The sequence below is a fragment of the Streptomyces sp. RLB3-17 genome (assembly GCF_007113425.2).
Lineage (GTDB): Bacteria > Actinomycetota > Actinomycetes > Streptomycetales > Streptomycetaceae > Streptomyces > Streptomyces mirabilis_D.
In genome coordinates, this window is sequence record NZ_CP041610.2 from 6,605,595 (window position 1) to 6,619,876 (window position 14,282).

The following is a 14,282-nucleotide window of genomic DNA, read 5'->3' on the forward strand; positions in this document are numbered from 1 at the left end:
CGTGATCGATATCAGTGAATCCGTGATGCAGATTCTTCTCGCGTTGATCGTCGTCGGGCCGCTCATCGGCGCCGCCGCCGCTCTCCTGCCCGCGCCGCCCGGACTGAAGGGGAAGTCACCGGACCAGGCCGTGCTGCGGCACGGCGTGATCGTCACCGGTGTGGTGCTCATCGCCGCGATCGTCCTCGCGCTCGGCTTCGACCACGACCACCCGTCAAAGATGCAGGCCACGACGGACATCAGCTGGATCCCCGCACTAGACGTGCGGATCCACCTCGGCATCGACGGCATTTCCCTCCCCCTTGTGGTCCTGACCGCGCTGCTGACCTTCCTCTGCGCGCTCTACAGCTACTTCAAGATGCCCGCGGGGCCGACCCCGAAGGCCTTCGTCGCACTGCTGCTCGTCCTCGAGTCCGGCACCCTCGCGACCTTCACCGTCCTCGATCTGCTGCTGTTCTTCCTCGCGTTCGAGATGGTGCTCATCCCGATGTACTTCCTCATCGCCCGGTGGGGCGGTGCGCAGCGCCAGGCCGCGGCCTGGAAGTTCATCCTCTTCACACTGCTCGGTTCGGTCGTCATGCTGCTGGGCCTGCTCCTGATCGGAATCAAGGCGGGCACATTCGACATGGTGGCACTCGCCACTGACAACGGCCGGTCGCTGACCACATCCGTGCAGGTCATCGCCGTTTTGGCGATCGGAATCGGGCTCGCGGTCAAGACGCCGATGTGGCCGCTGCACAGCTGGCTGCCGGACGCCCACACCGCCGCGCCCACCGTCGGCTCGGTCCTGCTGGCCGGTGTACTGCTGAAGATGGGTACGTACGGTTTCGTCCGGATTCTGCTGCCGATCGCGCCGAACGGGATGCACACCTTCGCCCCCTACCTCGCCGCCTTCGCCGTGGTCGGGATCATCTACGGATCCCTGGCCTGCCTGGCCCTCGCGAAACAGGGAGCGAAGGGCGATCTCAAGCGGCTCATCGCGTACTCGTCCGTCGGTCACATGGGATTCGTCCTGCTCGGCATCGCGACGATGACCCCGACCGGCGTGAACGGCGCGCTGTTCGCCAACATCGCCCACGGCCTCATCACCGGACTGCTCTTCTTCCTCGTCGGGGCGCTGAAGGACCGCACGGGCACCACCGACCTCGACACCCTCGCCGAGGAGACCGGCGCCGCGCTCTACGGCAAGGCTCCGCGTCTCGGCGGGCTCCTCGCCTTCGCCGCCGTCGCCTCGCTCGGGCTCCCGGGCCTCGCCGGATTCTGGGGCGAGATGCTGGCTCTGTTCGGCGCGTTCAAACCCGCAGCCGACCTCAGCCGTCCCGCGTATCTGACGTTCATGGCGATCGCCGCCTTCGGCACGCTGCTCACGGCCGCGTACATGCTCGTCGTCGTACGCCGTGTGTGCATGGGCGAGACCCCGGGGCAGGAGGCGCCGAAGCTCGCCGACGTCCAGAGCTACGAGTTCGCGGCCTGGACGCCGCTCGTCGCCCTCACCGTCGTCGCCGGTCTGTGGCCCAAGGCCCTTCTCGGCCTGACCGACCCGGCCGTACAGCAGCTCTTCGCAGGAGGCACCCGATGAGCTCCCTGGTCCAGTCCGTCGACTGGCTCGCGATCGCGCCGCCCACCCTCGCCGCGGTCGTCGGACTCGTCGTGCTGGTCGCCGACCTCTTCATCGGAGAGGAGAAGAAGGCGGTACTCGGCTGGGTGTCGGTGGCGGGGCTCGCCGCGTCCGCGCTCATGCTGCTGCCCCTCCGGGACGGCGACCGCGCCACCTTCTGTCTGACGGGCGACGCGCACGCCTGCAGCTACACGGCGGACCGCTTCACCCTCGTCATCCAGTTCCTGGTCCTCGGCGGCGCGCTCTTGGCGGCACTGCTGTCGGTCACGGCCCTGAAGGACGCCAACAAAGACCTCCCCGAAGGGGAGTTCTGGTTCCTGTTGCTCTCCTCGGCCGCGGGCGCCGCCCTGCTGCCCGCCTCCCGCGACCTCGCGACGCTCATCGTCGCCCTCGAAGTCGCCTCACTGCCCGCCTTCGCACTCGTCGGCATCAAACGCGGCGACAAGAAGTCCTCCGAGGCGGCCCTGAAGTTCTTCCTGTCCTCCGTCACCGCGACCGCCGTCAGTCTCATGGGCGTCAGCTTCGTCTACGCGACGACCGGCAGCCTCTACCTGACCCAGATCGCGGACAAGATCCAGCACGTCGACGGACAGTTCCACACCCTCGCCCAGGCGGGCGTCGTCCTCACCCTTGTCGGCTTCGCCTTCAAGACGGCCGCCGTGCCCTTCCACTTCTGGGTGCCCGACACCTACGTAGGGGCGCCTTTGCCGATCGCCGCCTACTTGTCGGTCGTCGGCAAGGCGGTCGGCTTCTCCGGCCTGATCCTCGTCACCGTCGTCGCCCTCCCTTCGTACGGAGACGTCTGGGGCCCGGCGCTCGCCGCGCTGGCCGCCTTCACCATGACCGTCGGCAACGTCGGCGCCCTGCGCCAGCAGGCCACGCGCGCGTACAGCGCGGTCCGCCTGCTCGCCTGGTCCTCCGTCGGCCAGGCCGGCTACCTCCTGGTCCCGATCGCGTCCGCCGCCTACTCCAAGGACGCCGAGAAGGCCATCGGCTCCACCGTCGCGTACGCCCTGATGTACGCGGTGGTGAACCTGGGCGCCTTCGCCGTGGCCGCCCTCGTCGCCCGTACGAGCCCCCTGAACCGCATCAGCGACTACCGGGGCCTGTACGCGAGGAGCCCCCTGTCCGCGCTGATCCTCGGCTTCTTCCTGCTCTGCCTCGCGGGACTGCCGCCGGGCATCATCGGGCTCTTCGCCAAGGTCACCGTCTTCGCGGCGGCCGTCGACGCGGGGCTCGGCTGGCTGGCCGTGGTCATGGCCGTCAACGTCGTGATCGCGCTCTTCTACTACCTCCAGTGGACGACCCTGCTCTTCCGCGCCCCCGAGGGGGAGTCCGAGAAGCACCGCGTCCCGGCCCCGCTGACCGCCGCGATCGCCCTGACGGCCGTCCTGGGCATCGCCCTCTCCGGGGCACCTCAGCTGGTTCTGCGCTTCTCCGTGACCGGCCTGTTCTGAGACCGTCACCCGGACGGTCCACATGCGCTGTCGCGCGCACAAGGGAACTAGTGCTCCCCGCCTGGCGTTGACCAGTGCGGGAGGTTCCACTGAAAAGTGGAAGCAAGGTATCAGCAAGCAAAGGGTTCCCCTGCCGCACCACTTGGAGGGCGTACCGTGCACCGCCGGCACAACGGGCTCAGGACCGCCGTACTCCTCGGGGGACTGTCCGCACTCATCATCGTCATCGGCAGCTTCTTCGGGCGTACCGGCCTCGTCGTCGCGCTGTTCATCGCGATCGGGACGAACGCGTACGCGTACTGGAACAGCGACAAGCTGGCTCTACGCGCGATGCGCGCACGCCCGGTGAGCGAATTCGAGGCCCCGGCCCTGTACCGCATCGTCCGGGAGCTCTCGACCCAGGCCCGCCAGCCCATGCCGCGCCTGTACATCTCACCGACCGAAGCGCCGAACGCGTTCGCGACGGGACGCAACCCACGCAACGCGGCGGTGTGCTGCACCGAGGGAATCCTGCGCATCCTGGACGAGCGCGAGCTGCGCGGCGTCATCGGCCACGAGCTCAGCCATGTCTACAACCGCGACATCCTGATCTCGTCGGTCGCGGGCGCCCTCGCCTCCGTGATCATGTTCCTGGTGAATTTCGCCTGGCTGATCCCGGTCGGCCGTTCGAACGACGACGAGGGCCCCGGCATCCTCGGCATGCTGCTGATCATGATCCTGGGTCCGCTCGCCGCGTCCCTCATCCAGCTGGCCATCAGCCGCTCCAGGGAGTACGAGGCGGACGCGTCCGGCGCCCAGCTCACCGGCGACCCCCTCGCCCTCGCCAGTGCCCTGCGCAAGCTCGACGCGGGCACCAAACAACTGCCTCTGCCCCCCGAGCCGCGCATCGAGACCGCGAGCCACATGATGATCGCCAACCCCTTCCGCCCGGGCCAGGGAATGTCGAAGATGTTCTCCACGCACCCGCCGATGGCGGAGCGCATCGCCCGTCTCGAGCAGATGGCAGGTCGCCAGCAATGAAGACAATCCTGAACGTCATTTGGCTCGTCCTGAGCGGCTTCTGGCTGTTCCTCGGCTACTTGGCCGCCGGCGTGCTGCTGTGCATCACCATCATCGGCATCCCGTTCGGCATCGCGGCCTTCCGTATCGGCGTCTACGCCCTGTGGCCCTTCGGCTATACGACGGTGGAGCGCCGCGACGCGGGCGCCCCCTCCTGCGTCGGTAATGTCCTGTGGCTGGTCCTCGCGGGCTGGTGGCTCGCCCTCGCCCACATCGTCACCGGCATCCTGCTGTGCATCACGATCATCGGCATCCCGTTCGGCATCGCCAACTTCAAGCTCATCCCGGTCTCGTTGCTCCCGCTGGGCCGCGAAATCGTCCGCACGGACGAGCCGTTCGCCACGCGCTGACAGGGCGGCGCGGGGGTGCAGAATCCGAAGTACGCCGTGGCGGCGTACAGCAACAGGGGCGTCGGCGAGTCGATATGGGCGCTGTGCAAGGACGCCACTGACGAGCTCTACGCCGATCCGCTCCCTCCCCCGCGCGTCCGGTACGACCTCCTCGGCTGCGCACCCCAGGGCGAGCTGGCCGGGGCCGTGGAGCGGGCCCGCACCACAGGCTCCGCTCCGCTGGGTGGCCTATTGGTGCGAACCCTCGACGCCACGCACACCCCGGTCGGGGAGGAATGGCCACTGGAGTACGCACGGGTCCTCGGCGACCGCCCGTGCGCGCTCGACCCGACGCTGCGCGACATCACCGTCGAGGCGTCGGCGGTCCCGGACACCCAGGCCGAACACCCCCAACGGCCGTTACTCTCCGCGGGACACCGACTGCTGGGCGCGGACGGCGAGCCGTGGGGCCACTGCCGGGACCTCGTCCAAGTCCCGGGCGAATTCCTCGAACCGGCCGACCCGCCGGTGCGCCTGCTCGGCTGCTCCCCGCGCGGACCCCTGCGCGACGCGCTCGAAGCGGGCGACGAGGACCTGGGACACGCCCACGTGCTGCGCCTCAACCGGGTCGGCCGGACGGTCGGCTCCGTACTCGAAGGCGAGATCATCGCGTGGATCCCCTCCGCGCACGGCCGGGGCCTGGTCGATCTCACGCTCGACCCCTGGTCGCGGAGGCTTCCCAGAGCAGCCCGCGAGGCCTGGGACGTGTGGTGGCGCGAACGCCAGTCCGAGCCGAACAGCTGGGCCCGATGCAGCTCGCAAGGGCGCGAGTTCTGGCTCGACCGGGCACGGGAAGGAACGAACCCGTACGGGCCCGACCCAGAGCCAGGAACCACCTACCACCTCGACGGCCGCCACGTCACCGACGCGCCGGCCTTCCACTGCGCGCTGGGCGAGGCGGTGAACGGTCCCGGCGGCTACTTCGGCCACGACCTGAGCGCCGTCGTCGACTGCCTGCGAGGCGGCTACGGCGCCGAGCCGCCCTTCACCCTCGTCTGGCACGACGCGGACGTCGCCCGCACCTGCCTCGGCGTGACACCGTGGCGCGACCGCAGACCCCCGACATTCGAGGAACTGCTCGCCTTCCTCGCCGAGAACGGCGTCGACGTACGCATCGCCTGATGGGTTATCCACAGGCCGCCCGATTGTCAGTGGCGCGCTGCATCATGAAGCCATGACCGAAATCGAGCAGTTGCTGGCACGGGTCGGTACGGAGGCCCGCAACACCCGCCCGTGGGGCTGGCCTTCGCTCCCCGAGCCCGTGGACGCGGCGACGGTCACCCGCGCCGAAGCCGTCCTGGGCTTCACCCTGCCGCCACTGCTCGCCGCGCTCTACCTGCAGATAGGTGACGGCGGCTTCGGTCCGGAGTACGGCCTGTTGCCGCTGCTCGACGGCTCCCCGTCAGGCGAGCCCGCCGCCGTCCCGCAGTACCTCGCCCATCGGGAGAGCGGTCGCCAGGATCCCGACTGGCCATGGCCCGAGGGCGTCCTGCCGATATCCCACTGGGGCTGCGGGATGTACGCGTGCGTGGACTGCCGCACCCCCCGGGGCACGGTCCTGCTCTTCGAGCCGAACGCCGACGAGGCCGATCACGCCTGGTACGTGGACGCACCCGACCTAGAGGCGTGGCTGGCCACCTGGCTGGAAGGCTCCGGCTGGTACGAGGAGTCCAACGACGACGCGGACTTGGCCCCCTGGCCCGACTTCCGCATACGCACGGCGACGACACAGGCCTCGTAGCGACCCGCCCGCCACCGACGCCCCGCCGATGGCTACCGCGAGGCCACCCGCCTCGTCACGCGGTACGCCACCCATCCCCTCACGCCGTACGCCGCCATCCCCTCACGCCGTACGCCGCCACCCCCACACCCAGCACAGCCGCGCCCACGACCACCGAAAGCGCCGGCAGCGCGAACGCCAGGGTCACGCACCCGACGAGTCCCACCACCGGCACCAGCCGCGCCGCCGGAGCGGAACTCAGGGTCCACGCCGACGCGTTGGCCACGGCGTAGTACGCCAGTACACCGAAGGAGGAGAACCCGATCGCGCCCCGCACGTCCACCGTCGCGGCCAGCGCGGCGACGACCGCGCCCACGGCCAGCTCGGCCCGGTGCGGCACCTGGAAACGCGGATGTACGTCGGCCAGGGCGCCCGGCAGATGACCGTCGCGGGCCATGGCCAGGGTCGTTCGTGAGACGCCCAGGATCAGGGCGAGGAGCGAGCCGAGCGCGGCCACGGCCGCACCCACCCGTACCACCGGCACGAGCCCCGGCACACCGGCCGTCCGCACCGCGTCGGCCAGCGGCGCCGAGGCACGCCCGAGCCCCTCCGGCCCCAGCACCGAAAGGACCGCCACAGCGACCGCCGCGTACACCACGAGCGCGACACCCAGAGCCGTCGGGATCGCGCGCGGAATGGTGCGCGCCGGATCCCGTACCTCCTCACCGAGCGTCGCGATCCGTGCGTATCCGGCGAACGCGAAGAACAGCAGCCCCGCCGCCTGAAGCACCCCGCCCGCGCCACCGGAGACCCCGACGTCCAGCCGACCGGCGTCGGAGGCGTCCGATCCGAGACACACGACCACCACGGAAGCGAGGACCGCGAGGACCACCGAAACGATCACCCGGGTCAGCCGGGCGGACTTGTGCATGCCGCCGTAGTTCACCGCGGTGAGGGCGACCACGGCCCCGACCGCCACCGCGTGCGCCTGCCCCGGCCAGACGTACGCGCCCACGGTGAGCGCCATCGCCGCACAGGAGGCCGTCTTCCCGACGATGAACGACCAGCCCGCCAGATACCCCCAGAAGGCGCCGAGACGCTCACGCCCGTACACATAGGTCCCACCGGAGGCGGGATACAGAGCGGCCAGCCGTGCCGAGGACATCGCGTTGCAGTACGCGACCACGGCCGCGACCGCGAGCCCGAGGAGCAGACCGGACCCGGCCGCCCGTGCGGCGGGGCCCAACGCCGCGAAGATCCCGGCACCCACCATCGACCCGAGCCCGATGACCACGGCGTCCCCGACGCCCAGGGTGCGCCGCAACTCTGATCCGGACTGTGCCATGGGCGGCACCCTACTGACCGCTGCAACCGACCGCCGCCGACGAGGCGTCCTTCCCGACAACGCGCCACGAACACCAGCACGACCACCGGCTGCTCGAACTCGAAGGCATGAGACAGCAGGTCCGGAGCAGGATCACAGCACAAGCACAGCGCGGAGAGGCAGGTTCAGGGCATGGGCATCATCAGCTGGATCATTCTGGGACTGTTGGCCGGAGCCGTCGCCAAATTCCTGCTGCCGGGCCGTGACCCGGGCGGCTTCATCGGAACGACCGTCATCGGCATCGCGGGCGCCTTCCTCGGCGGCTGGATCTCCGCGCGCTGGCTGGACCACCCGATCGCCAAGCAGTTCTACGACGGCGCCACGTGGGCCGCCGCGATCGGCGGCTCGCTCGTCCTGCTCATCCTCTACCGCATCCTGTTCGGCGACTCGCGCCGTTGAGGGCGCGCCCCGAGGCCGCAGCCAGCAGGCGAGAAGGGTGGGCACCCCCGGGGGCCCACCCTTCCTCGTACGCGAAACTTTCCTCGTACGTGCAAAGAACCACCGGCCGAAGCCGGTGGGCTGCCGATGGCTACCGGTAGTTCACGAACTGCAGCGCGAAGTCGAAGTCCTTGCCCTTGAGCAGTGCCTGCACGGCCTGCAGGTCGTCGCGGCTCTTCGAGCTGACGCGCAGCTCGTCGCCCTGCACCTGCGCCTTCACGCCCTTCGGGCCCTCGTCGCGAATGATCTTCGCCACCTTCTTCGCGTTGTCCTGGGAGATGCCCTCCTCGATGGACGCGAAGATCTTGTATTCCTTGCCGGACAGCTGGGGCTCGCCCGCGTCCAGCGCCTTCAGCGAGATACCGCGCTTGACCAGCTTGGTCTCGAACACATCGAGGACGGCCTTGACCCGCTCCTCGGAGTTCGCCTCCATCAGGATCTTCTCGCCGGACCAGGAGATGGAGGCGCCCACGTTCTTGAAGTCGTAGCGCTGCGAGATCTCCTTGGCGGCCTGGTTGAGGGCGTTGTCGACCTCCTGCCGCTCGACCTTCGAGACGATGTCGAAACTGGAGTCGGCCATGTCCTGTGGCTCCTTGTATCGGGGTGCGTAGGGGCGGCCGTCGAGCCCGGCGTAGGTCCCCGGCCGCATCCGCATAAGCCTAGCCACCCCCTCCCCTCCAAGCGCAGATCAATCGGGTGGCGAAGCACCCCCGAGCATCAGGTATCGTTTACGTCGTTGCCAGGGAGCACCGCCGAAAAGCGGTCCTCAGGGCAGCAACCCCGGCGGTGTGCCCGAGCGGCCAAAGGGAGCAGACTGTAAATCTGCCGGCTCAGCCTTCCCAGGTTCGAATCCTGGCGCCGCCACACGGGAAACTAAGGGTCCGTGACCTGTCTAAACAGCAGGTCACGGGCCCTTAGTGATGCCACCCGCCGGGCGGCTCGCTGTCTCACTCTGTCTCGTGTTCGAACGCCGTATCTCGGGATGCGTGGACGGGGCGTGGACGGGATTCCTGGCAGGTCAGCCACGCAGTCCCAGCCGGGCCGAGATCTTGGCGTTGGCAGCGTCATCACCCCCCTTGAGGAACTTCGCGTACACCCGGAAGAGCACCCCCACGCTGTGGCCGGCCCGCTCCGCGACGAGCTGAGGTTCCACACCGGAGCTGAGCCACGTGGAGACGGCGGCGTGACGTAGGTCATATGGTCGTTTGGCCAGCGTCGATTCGAACTCAGGGGTGGTGAGGGCGCGCTTCCGGGCCTCCGCCCAGACCTCGCCGTATCCGGTGTCCTGGATCAACCCACCTCGCGTCGTCTGGAAGAGTCGACCGTCCGGAGCCGTGCCGTACGCGGTGACGTGCCATCGGAGTAAGGCGACCAGCTCGGGCGGGATCGGGACGTGCCGGACCGCCTTCCGCGGGCGATGCTTGAGCCCCCTCCTGTCGTGTGACTCGCCGCTGTCCGTCCAGGCCGATCCGGAGCGAGGACGGGTCTCCCTGAGCTTCAGCAGCCCCCACCCGCGCCGCGGGAGGTCGCAGTCGCGCAACCGCAGCCCGATGACTTCCGCCGGCCGTGCAGCCGCGAAATACATGCAGCCGAAGAATGCCGCGAGACGACGCCCACGAGGGCTCTGGTCACGTACGGCGGCCAGCAGCTTGGATGCGTGCTCAGGATTGGGCACGCATGCAGGATCCACCTCCTCGACCACCTGCTCAGGCGCCTTCCATTTGATGCGAGTCAGCGGGTTGTCAGTGAGGAGTTCAGCCTCCACGGCGAATTCAAGAGAATTGTAGAAAATTGCCCGTTTCCGGCTAATGGTTCCGGGCGCTGCTGTCTTCCCGTCCAACTTCCTGGAGATGGCTCGGAGACTGCTCCGCACGAGAACGAGATCCGAGAGTGCCGACGTGGCCAGAGACTTGCGCTCGAACCAGTCCAGAACCTTGGTGACGTCGGCGGGAGGTTCCTCGTCCCACCGGTTCTTGTTGAAGGCCCAGCCGTACAACGCGGTGCGGACGGCCCTCGCGTCCGGCATGCCCTTGGTGTCCTTCACGAACGTGGGGGTCACGGTCGCCATCGCTTCGGCGAGCGTGCGCCGCGTAGACGCGGGGGAGTCGTCCCACTTCATTTCGATGTAGTTGCGCGCGTGCTCGTACCAGGAGATATCTCGGTCCTTTGCGACCAGAGACTTCGGCAACCCGCTGTCGACGTCGAACGGTTCGCCCTCGCGCGCCGCGGTGATGAGCTGCGCCCGCCGGCTCTCTGCCAGGCCCAGGGTGAGGAACGACTCGGAGTGCGGGCGTACGCCTACCTTCCAGCGAAGTTGGTAGGGCTTCCGGTAGTCGCGTTTCCGGATCGCCCAGATTTTGACGGTGTAGCTCCACTCGGTCACGCGGCTTCCAATTCGTCTTTGAAGGCGTCCAGGGCGCTGCGTCGTACGCAGATACGGCCAGATGGGGTGCGTCGGGCCTCCGGGCCGTAGCCCTGGTTGCGCCAGCGGTACCAGGTGGCGCGGCTGATGCCGATCTCTTCCAGGGCGTCGCTCAGAGGCAGCAGTTCGTCTTTCGGTGCACGGCGCCTGCGGGTGGGCGTACTCATGCGGAGATCTCCTTGAGCTGAGGAGAGGGCGGTAAGGGAGGCAGTTGGCGCCACAGTCCCGTGGGTCGCGGACCATCGCGGACCACCCCTGTTGACCTGCGGTTTTGTCGGCGCGGTGTCCGGACCGTTGCGGACCACCGTTGGGCGGGGGGTCCGCAATGGTCCCGTTCCCGGCGGAGGCGAACGCGCAGGTCAGGCAGGGTGGTCCGCGATGGTCCGCGACCCAGCGGAATGTCGGCGGCGCTCTACTCGGATGCGTTCTGGAAGGGGCGCAGGCCGATTCCGGTGTAGGTGCGGATGCGGTTGCCGCCGTCGCGAGGACGGGTGAGGCTGAGCTGCGGGACGACGGACAGGAGGTTGCGGCCGAAGATCTGTTTCGTGCCGCCGCGGACGCCGTTGTCCTCGGCCCACTCGCGCCAGATGTTCCACAGGTCGTCCACGGCGACGGTGCATGCCGGGCCGGTGGTGCAGCGTTCGCGGATGAATGCGCTGGTCGGTGAGGCGGTGTCCTGCATGGTGGTGATCGCGTCGCGGCTGGACGGTGGCTGTGTGATCCGTCCGTTGCGCTGGAGGCGCGCCAGGCCGTCGAGGGCCCAGTTGAGGATGCCGGGCATTTCCGCGGTGAGGCGGTCGGTGAGGGTGGGGTCTTCCTTGCCGAGCCAGGACACGCGCATGCTGAGCAGGATGAACCGGTTGGCGATGACGCCGGAGGAGTCGCCGAAGTGCGGCAGCTCGTTGGACAGGATCATCAGTCGCGAGGGCACCCTGCCTGTCCACGGCTCTCGGAACTTGCGGTCGATGTCGATCGTGTCGTCACCGGAGATCGTCAGCAGTCGCTCCACGACTTGGCTGTTGTCGTTCCCGGACAGGCGGGCGTCCGAGATGATCGCGAGGGACTTGCCGATCAGGGTGGATAGACCGAAGTTCGTCCCGAGCCCTGCCAGGGTGGGGCCGGCCAGGTTCTCCTTGCCGACCAGTGCTTTCAGTACCCGGGCGATGGTGCCTTTGCCGGAGCGGGAGGGGCCGACGATGAGCAGGATCTTCTGCTGGTCGGTGCGGCCGGACAGGACGTAGCCGAACCATTCCTGAAGTGCGGCGATGGTGTCGGGGTCGTCGGGCCAGAGCTGCGCGAGGAATCGTTCCCACGTCGGCGCGGTCGCGTCGGGGTCGTAGGCGAACGGCACGGACACGAGGTTGAAGAACTCAGGTCCGTGCGGGAGCAGTGCCCGGTCCTGGATGCGCAGGAGTCCGTTCTCGCAGGCCACGATGGGCCCCTCGTCCTGTCCCGTGGCGCCCTGTCCGTCGATCCATGCCGGGGCGTCGGTGTCGGTGGGCAGCAGGGTGATCGCCCCGAGCGCGTCGAGGAGGTTGCCGATCTTCTGCTTTGTCGGGGCCCACTGGTGCGGTTCCGGCTCGCCCTTCTTGTTGAGGCCGATGTAGATGGCGTGTTCGAGGCGGGTGTACATACCGGCGCGGATCTGGGCGTCGTCCATCTCGCGCCAGCAGGAGCCGTTCCAGCGCATCCACGATGCCCGCCAGCGCCGGCAGACGAGCCGTCCGTCCTCGGTCTGCCAGTCGGGCAGCAGCCGACGAGCCACGGCCAGGGGGTTGGTGGGCGGGGGCAGTTCCTCGGTCTCGGTGTCGGCGGTGGGGCGGTTCATCATGCGGCCGTCCTCCCTTCGGTACGCGGGGCGGGTGTTCCGGTGCAGATGGATCGGTGAGCGCCGTAGTCGGCGACCAGCGCGGCCACGGCGTGCGCTCCGGTCGCGGTACGGGTCTGTCCGCAGGGGCAGGCGTAGGCGGCGGTCGGGGTGCTGCCGTAACGCTTTGACCAGCGCCCCCCGTCGTTGGGGTGGCGGTAGACGGGTGGGGCGAAGATGCGGATGCCGGGGCGGTCCGGGGTGGGGTTGCCCGGGTCTTCCGGGTGCGGGTCAGGGCTCGTTCGGACGCCCTGACGGGCGGCGCCTTTCGGCTCGCCCACGCCCGCGGTGTCCACAGGCTGTGGAGCGGCATGCGGGCCGTCCGGGGTGGTGGTGATGCTCTTCAGAGGGGGATGCCGGTGGGTGCTCATGCCGTCCGCCGGCGCTGGTTGTGGGCGATGGACCAGTTGAGGGCGCTGCGGAGGGTGGCGCGGCACTGTGATGGCGGCAGTCCCACCGCCTCGCCTGCCTCCTGAAGAGCCTGCTCGACCTCGTGCCGGGGGAGGTCGCCCCACGCGATGAAGCGCCCCATGGCTCGCGCCGCCCGGAACAACCTCGCCTCGCGCTGGCCGAGTCGGGCCCCGGAGACGTTGCGCGTCTCGTTGGTGAGCGCGATGTCAGCGTATCGGCGGTATTGTGCCGTTACGGGCACTGAGGGGGCCTGTACGGGCTTGGGGGCCGGTTTCAGGATGCTCAGCAGCCACGGGGGCAGAGAGGTCGCCACGGGGCCGCTGACGGTTTCGTAGGGTCCGGCGGGGGTGATGCTGCCCGCGGCGACGACGTAGCCGCCCCATGCCCGGGTGTCGACCAACGGGGCGATCGTTCCTGCCGTGTTGGCCAGCCGAACCCCGGGCGGCGCCGTGAAGTAGAGGTGGTGGCCGCCGCTCGCGGTCCGGGTCCGGTAGGTGTCGGGGACGGCGTGGCCGGTGCGCTCGCAGAGCGCCCCGAAGGTCGCCGCGCCGTCAGGCGCGTCCCCATTGCTGTTGTCCTTGGGCATGTCGAGGTCGACGACCAGCAGCCCGGAAGGGCCAGTGGCGATACCGACGTTGAACGTGTCCGTGGCCCAAGTGGCGCAGATGCGGTCCGGGTCGGTCGTCGCCCGCTGCTCCCACTTCCGGTGTCCTCCCGCGCACGTTCCGGTGCGCGGGCAGGTGGCTTCCCCGTGGAGGGCGGGGCGCTTGGTGCCGGGACGGAGCGGGAAGACGTGCCATCCGCGGCCGGCAGCGTTCAGGGCGGCGGCGAGTAAGGCCTCTCGCCGATTGTCGGTCGGTTGGGTCATGCTGGAGACCTCCAACAGGTCTGTAGTGGGCTGGTTGGCAAGGGCGGCCCCGGACTTTGGCGAGACGGGGGCCGCCCTTGGCGTAGCTACTGGTTCTCGGCCCAGACGGCGTATTCCTGGCGGACGTAGCCGCGCGGGTGGGTGAGCGTGGCCGGGTGCTCCGGCCCGTACGGGGCACCGCTGTAGTCGCCCTCGGTGTCCTGGTCGACCTCGATGAGCTGGCGAGCGGCGTTGGCCGCGACCTCATCCGTCCCGTTGGGGACGCCGTCGGCCTCGTACTCCAGCGCGATGCGGTCCAGCAGGGCGGCTTTGCGAAGCCAGTACTCACGGTCCACGTCGCCCCGGTGCGGGTTCTTGGCGGGCGTCCTGGCCGTGGAAGCGGTCCACGCGATCTCGTAGGTGATGCCGGGGGCGGTGGCGTAGGCGTCTTCCGGCGTGGGCCATGCTGCCGGCCCCACCTCGGTCGCCTCGGGGGCGTCGTTGAGCAGCGCGGCGGGGTCGGGCTGGAAGGCTTTGGTGTAGAGGCGGACGCGGTATCCGTTGTGGGCGGGACGGCGCTGGATGGGGTCGCAGTCGAACGCGGCGGTCAACGCGCGGGTGATGTCCGGCTCGTCGGCGGGGTCGCAGATGATGCGGATGTCGAACACGG

The 14,282-nt window shown here is 69.2% G+C and carries 15 protein-coding genes and 1 tRNA gene; 8 read left to right on the forward strand and 8 right to left on the reverse strand.

Features of this window, described 5'->3' with window-relative positions; all coding sequences use genetic code 11:
* The first annotated feature begins 1 nt into the window (after position 1).
* From FNV62_RS29960 to FNV62_RS29985, 6 genes are all read left to right on the forward strand, one after another.
* Positions 2-1,579, forward strand: a complete 1,578-nt coding sequence (locus tag FNV62_RS29960) for an NADH-quinone oxidoreductase subunit M (protein WP_097285815.1) — start codon at positions 2-4, stop codon at positions 1,577-1,579.
* Positions 1,576-3,075, forward strand: a complete 1,500-nt coding sequence (locus FNV62_RS29965) for an NADH-quinone oxidoreductase subunit N (RefSeq protein ID WP_143627727.1) — start codon at positions 1,576-1,578, stop codon at positions 3,073-3,075. The genes FNV62_RS29960 and FNV62_RS29965 overlap by 4 nt, the downstream gene beginning before the upstream one ends.
* 156 nt (positions 3,076-3,231) lie before the next feature.
* Positions 3,232-4,095 (forward strand): zinc metalloprotease HtpX, encoded by an 864-nt coding sequence (htpX, locus tag FNV62_RS29970; protein WP_060901518.1) that lies wholly within the window; start codon positions 3,232-3,234, stop codon positions 4,093-4,095.
* Positions 4,092-4,484 carry a YccF domain-containing protein gene (locus tag FNV62_RS29975; protein WP_054228318.1) on the forward strand — a complete coding sequence of 131 codons (393 nt, stop codon included), beginning with the start codon at positions 4,092-4,094 and terminating at the stop codon, positions 4,482-4,484. The genes htpX and FNV62_RS29975 overlap by 4 nt, the downstream gene beginning before the upstream one ends.
* A 15-nt stretch (positions 4,485-4,499) precedes the next feature.
* Positions 4,500-5,645: a barstar family protein gene (locus FNV62_RS29980; protein ID WP_143627729.1), complete on the forward strand. Its 1,146-nt coding sequence runs from the start codon at positions 4,500-4,502 to the stop codon at positions 5,643-5,645.
* Between the two features lie 52 nt (positions 5,646-5,697).
* Positions 5,698-6,264, forward strand: coding sequence for an SMI1/KNR4 family protein (locus tag FNV62_RS29985; RefSeq protein ID WP_143627740.1), 567 nt, complete (start codon positions 5,698-5,700; stop codon positions 6,262-6,264).
* Positions 6,265-6,343: 79 nt separating this feature from the next.
* Here the strand turns inward: FNV62_RS29985 and FNV62_RS29990 are convergent, their stop codons facing one another.
* The gene (locus tag FNV62_RS29990) at positions 6,344-7,588 is read right to left on the reverse strand and encodes an APC family permease (protein WP_143627742.1); all 1,245 of its coding nucleotides are present in this window, start codon (positions 7,586-7,588) and stop codon (positions 6,344-6,346) included.
* A gap of 171 nt (positions 7,589-7,759) precedes the next feature.
* Between FNV62_RS29990 and FNV62_RS29995 the strand changes: the two genes are divergently transcribed.
* Positions 7,760-8,026, forward strand: a complete 267-nt coding sequence (locus tag FNV62_RS29995) for a GlsB/YeaQ/YmgE family stress response membrane protein (protein WP_143627744.1) — start codon at positions 7,760-7,762, stop codon at positions 8,024-8,026.
* Positions 8,027-8,156: 130 nt separating this feature from the next.
* On the opposite strand, the gene FNV62_RS30000 is transcribed toward FNV62_RS29995, so the two are convergent.
* Positions 8,157-8,645, reverse strand: coding sequence for a YajQ family cyclic di-GMP-binding protein (locus FNV62_RS30000; protein WP_054228329.1), 489 nt, complete (start codon positions 8,643-8,645; stop codon positions 8,157-8,159).
* Between the two features lie 202 nt (positions 8,646-8,847).
* Between FNV62_RS30000 and FNV62_RS30005 the strand changes: the two genes are divergently transcribed.
* Positions 8,848-8,929: transfer RNA gene (locus FNV62_RS30005), tRNA-Tyr, on the forward strand.
* A 154-nt stretch (positions 8,930-9,083) separates the two neighbouring features.
* On the opposite strand, the gene FNV62_RS30010 is transcribed toward FNV62_RS30005, so the two are convergent.
* The 6 genes from FNV62_RS30010 to FNV62_RS30035 all read right to left on the reverse strand — a co-directional run bounded on the left by FNV62_RS30010 (position 9,084) and on the right by FNV62_RS30035 (position 14,280).
* On the reverse strand, positions 9,084-10,448 hold the full coding sequence (locus FNV62_RS30010) for a tyrosine-type recombinase/integrase (protein ID WP_143627747.1): 1,365 nt from the start codon (positions 10,446-10,448) through the stop codon (positions 9,084-9,086).
* Positions 10,445-10,654: a helix-turn-helix transcriptional regulator gene (locus FNV62_RS30015; protein WP_143627749.1), complete on the reverse strand. Its 210-nt coding sequence runs from the start codon at positions 10,652-10,654 to the stop codon at positions 10,445-10,447. Before FNV62_RS30015 ends, FNV62_RS30010 begins: the two co-directional genes overlap by 4 nt.
* Positions 10,655-10,899: 245 nt before the next feature.
* On the reverse strand, positions 10,900-12,318 hold the full coding sequence (locus FNV62_RS30020) for a phage/plasmid primase, P4 family (protein WP_225900423.1): 1,419 nt from the start codon (positions 12,316-12,318) through the stop codon (positions 10,900-10,902).
* Complete coding sequence (locus FNV62_RS30025; protein ID WP_225900424.1) at positions 12,315-12,725, reverse strand: hypothetical protein; 411 nt, start codon at positions 12,723-12,725, stop codon at positions 12,315-12,317. The genes FNV62_RS30020 and FNV62_RS30025 overlap by 4 nt, the downstream gene beginning before the upstream one ends.
* Positions 12,722-13,633, reverse strand: a complete 912-nt coding sequence (locus tag FNV62_RS30030) for a bifunctional DNA primase/polymerase (RefSeq protein WP_143627751.1) — start codon at positions 13,631-13,633, stop codon at positions 12,722-12,724. The genes FNV62_RS30025 and FNV62_RS30030 overlap by 4 nt, the downstream gene beginning before the upstream one ends.
* Positions 13,634-13,719: 86 nt before the next feature.
* Entirely contained in the window at positions 13,720-14,280 is a 561-nt protein-coding gene (locus FNV62_RS30035; RefSeq protein WP_143627753.1) for a hypothetical protein, read from the reverse strand.
* Positions 14,281-14,282 lie beyond the last annotated feature (2 nt).

Coding starts and splice junctions, on each gene's coding strand:
- FNV62_RS29965 (WP_143627727.1), top strand. CDS start 1,576: ATGAGCTCCCTGGTCCAGTCCGTCGACTGGCTCGCGATCGCGCCGCCC.
- FNV62_RS29975 (WP_054228318.1), top strand. CDS start 4,092: ATGAAGACAATCCTGAACGTCATTTGGCTCGTCCTGAGCGGCTTCTGG.
- FNV62_RS29985 (WP_143627740.1), top strand. CDS start 5,698: ATGACCGAAATCGAGCAGTTGCTGGCACGGGTCGGTACGGAGGCCCGC.
- FNV62_RS29990 (WP_143627742.1), bottom strand. CDS start 7,588: ATGGCACAGTCCGGATCAGAGTTGCGGCGCACCCTGGGCGTCGGGGAC.
- FNV62_RS29995 (WP_143627744.1), top strand. CDS start 7,760: ATGGGCATCATCAGCTGGATCATTCTGGGACTGTTGGCCGGAGCCGTC.
- FNV62_RS30000 (WP_054228329.1), bottom strand. CDS start 8,645: ATGGCCGACTCCAGTTTCGACATCGTCTCGAAGGTCGAGCGGCAGGAG.
- FNV62_RS30015 (WP_143627749.1), bottom strand. CDS start 10,654: ATGAGTACGCCCACCCGCAGGCGCCGTGCACCGAAAGACGAACTGCTG.
- FNV62_RS30020 (WP_225900423.1), bottom strand. CDS start 12,318: ATGATGAACCGCCCCACCGCCGACACCGAGACCGAGGAACTGCCCCCG.
- FNV62_RS30025 (WP_225900424.1), bottom strand. CDS start 12,725: ATGAGCACCCACCGGCATCCCCCTCTGAAGAGCATCACCACCACCCCG.
- FNV62_RS30030 (WP_143627751.1), bottom strand. CDS start 13,633: ATGACCCAACCGACCGACAATCGGCGAGAGGCCTTACTCGCCGCCGCC.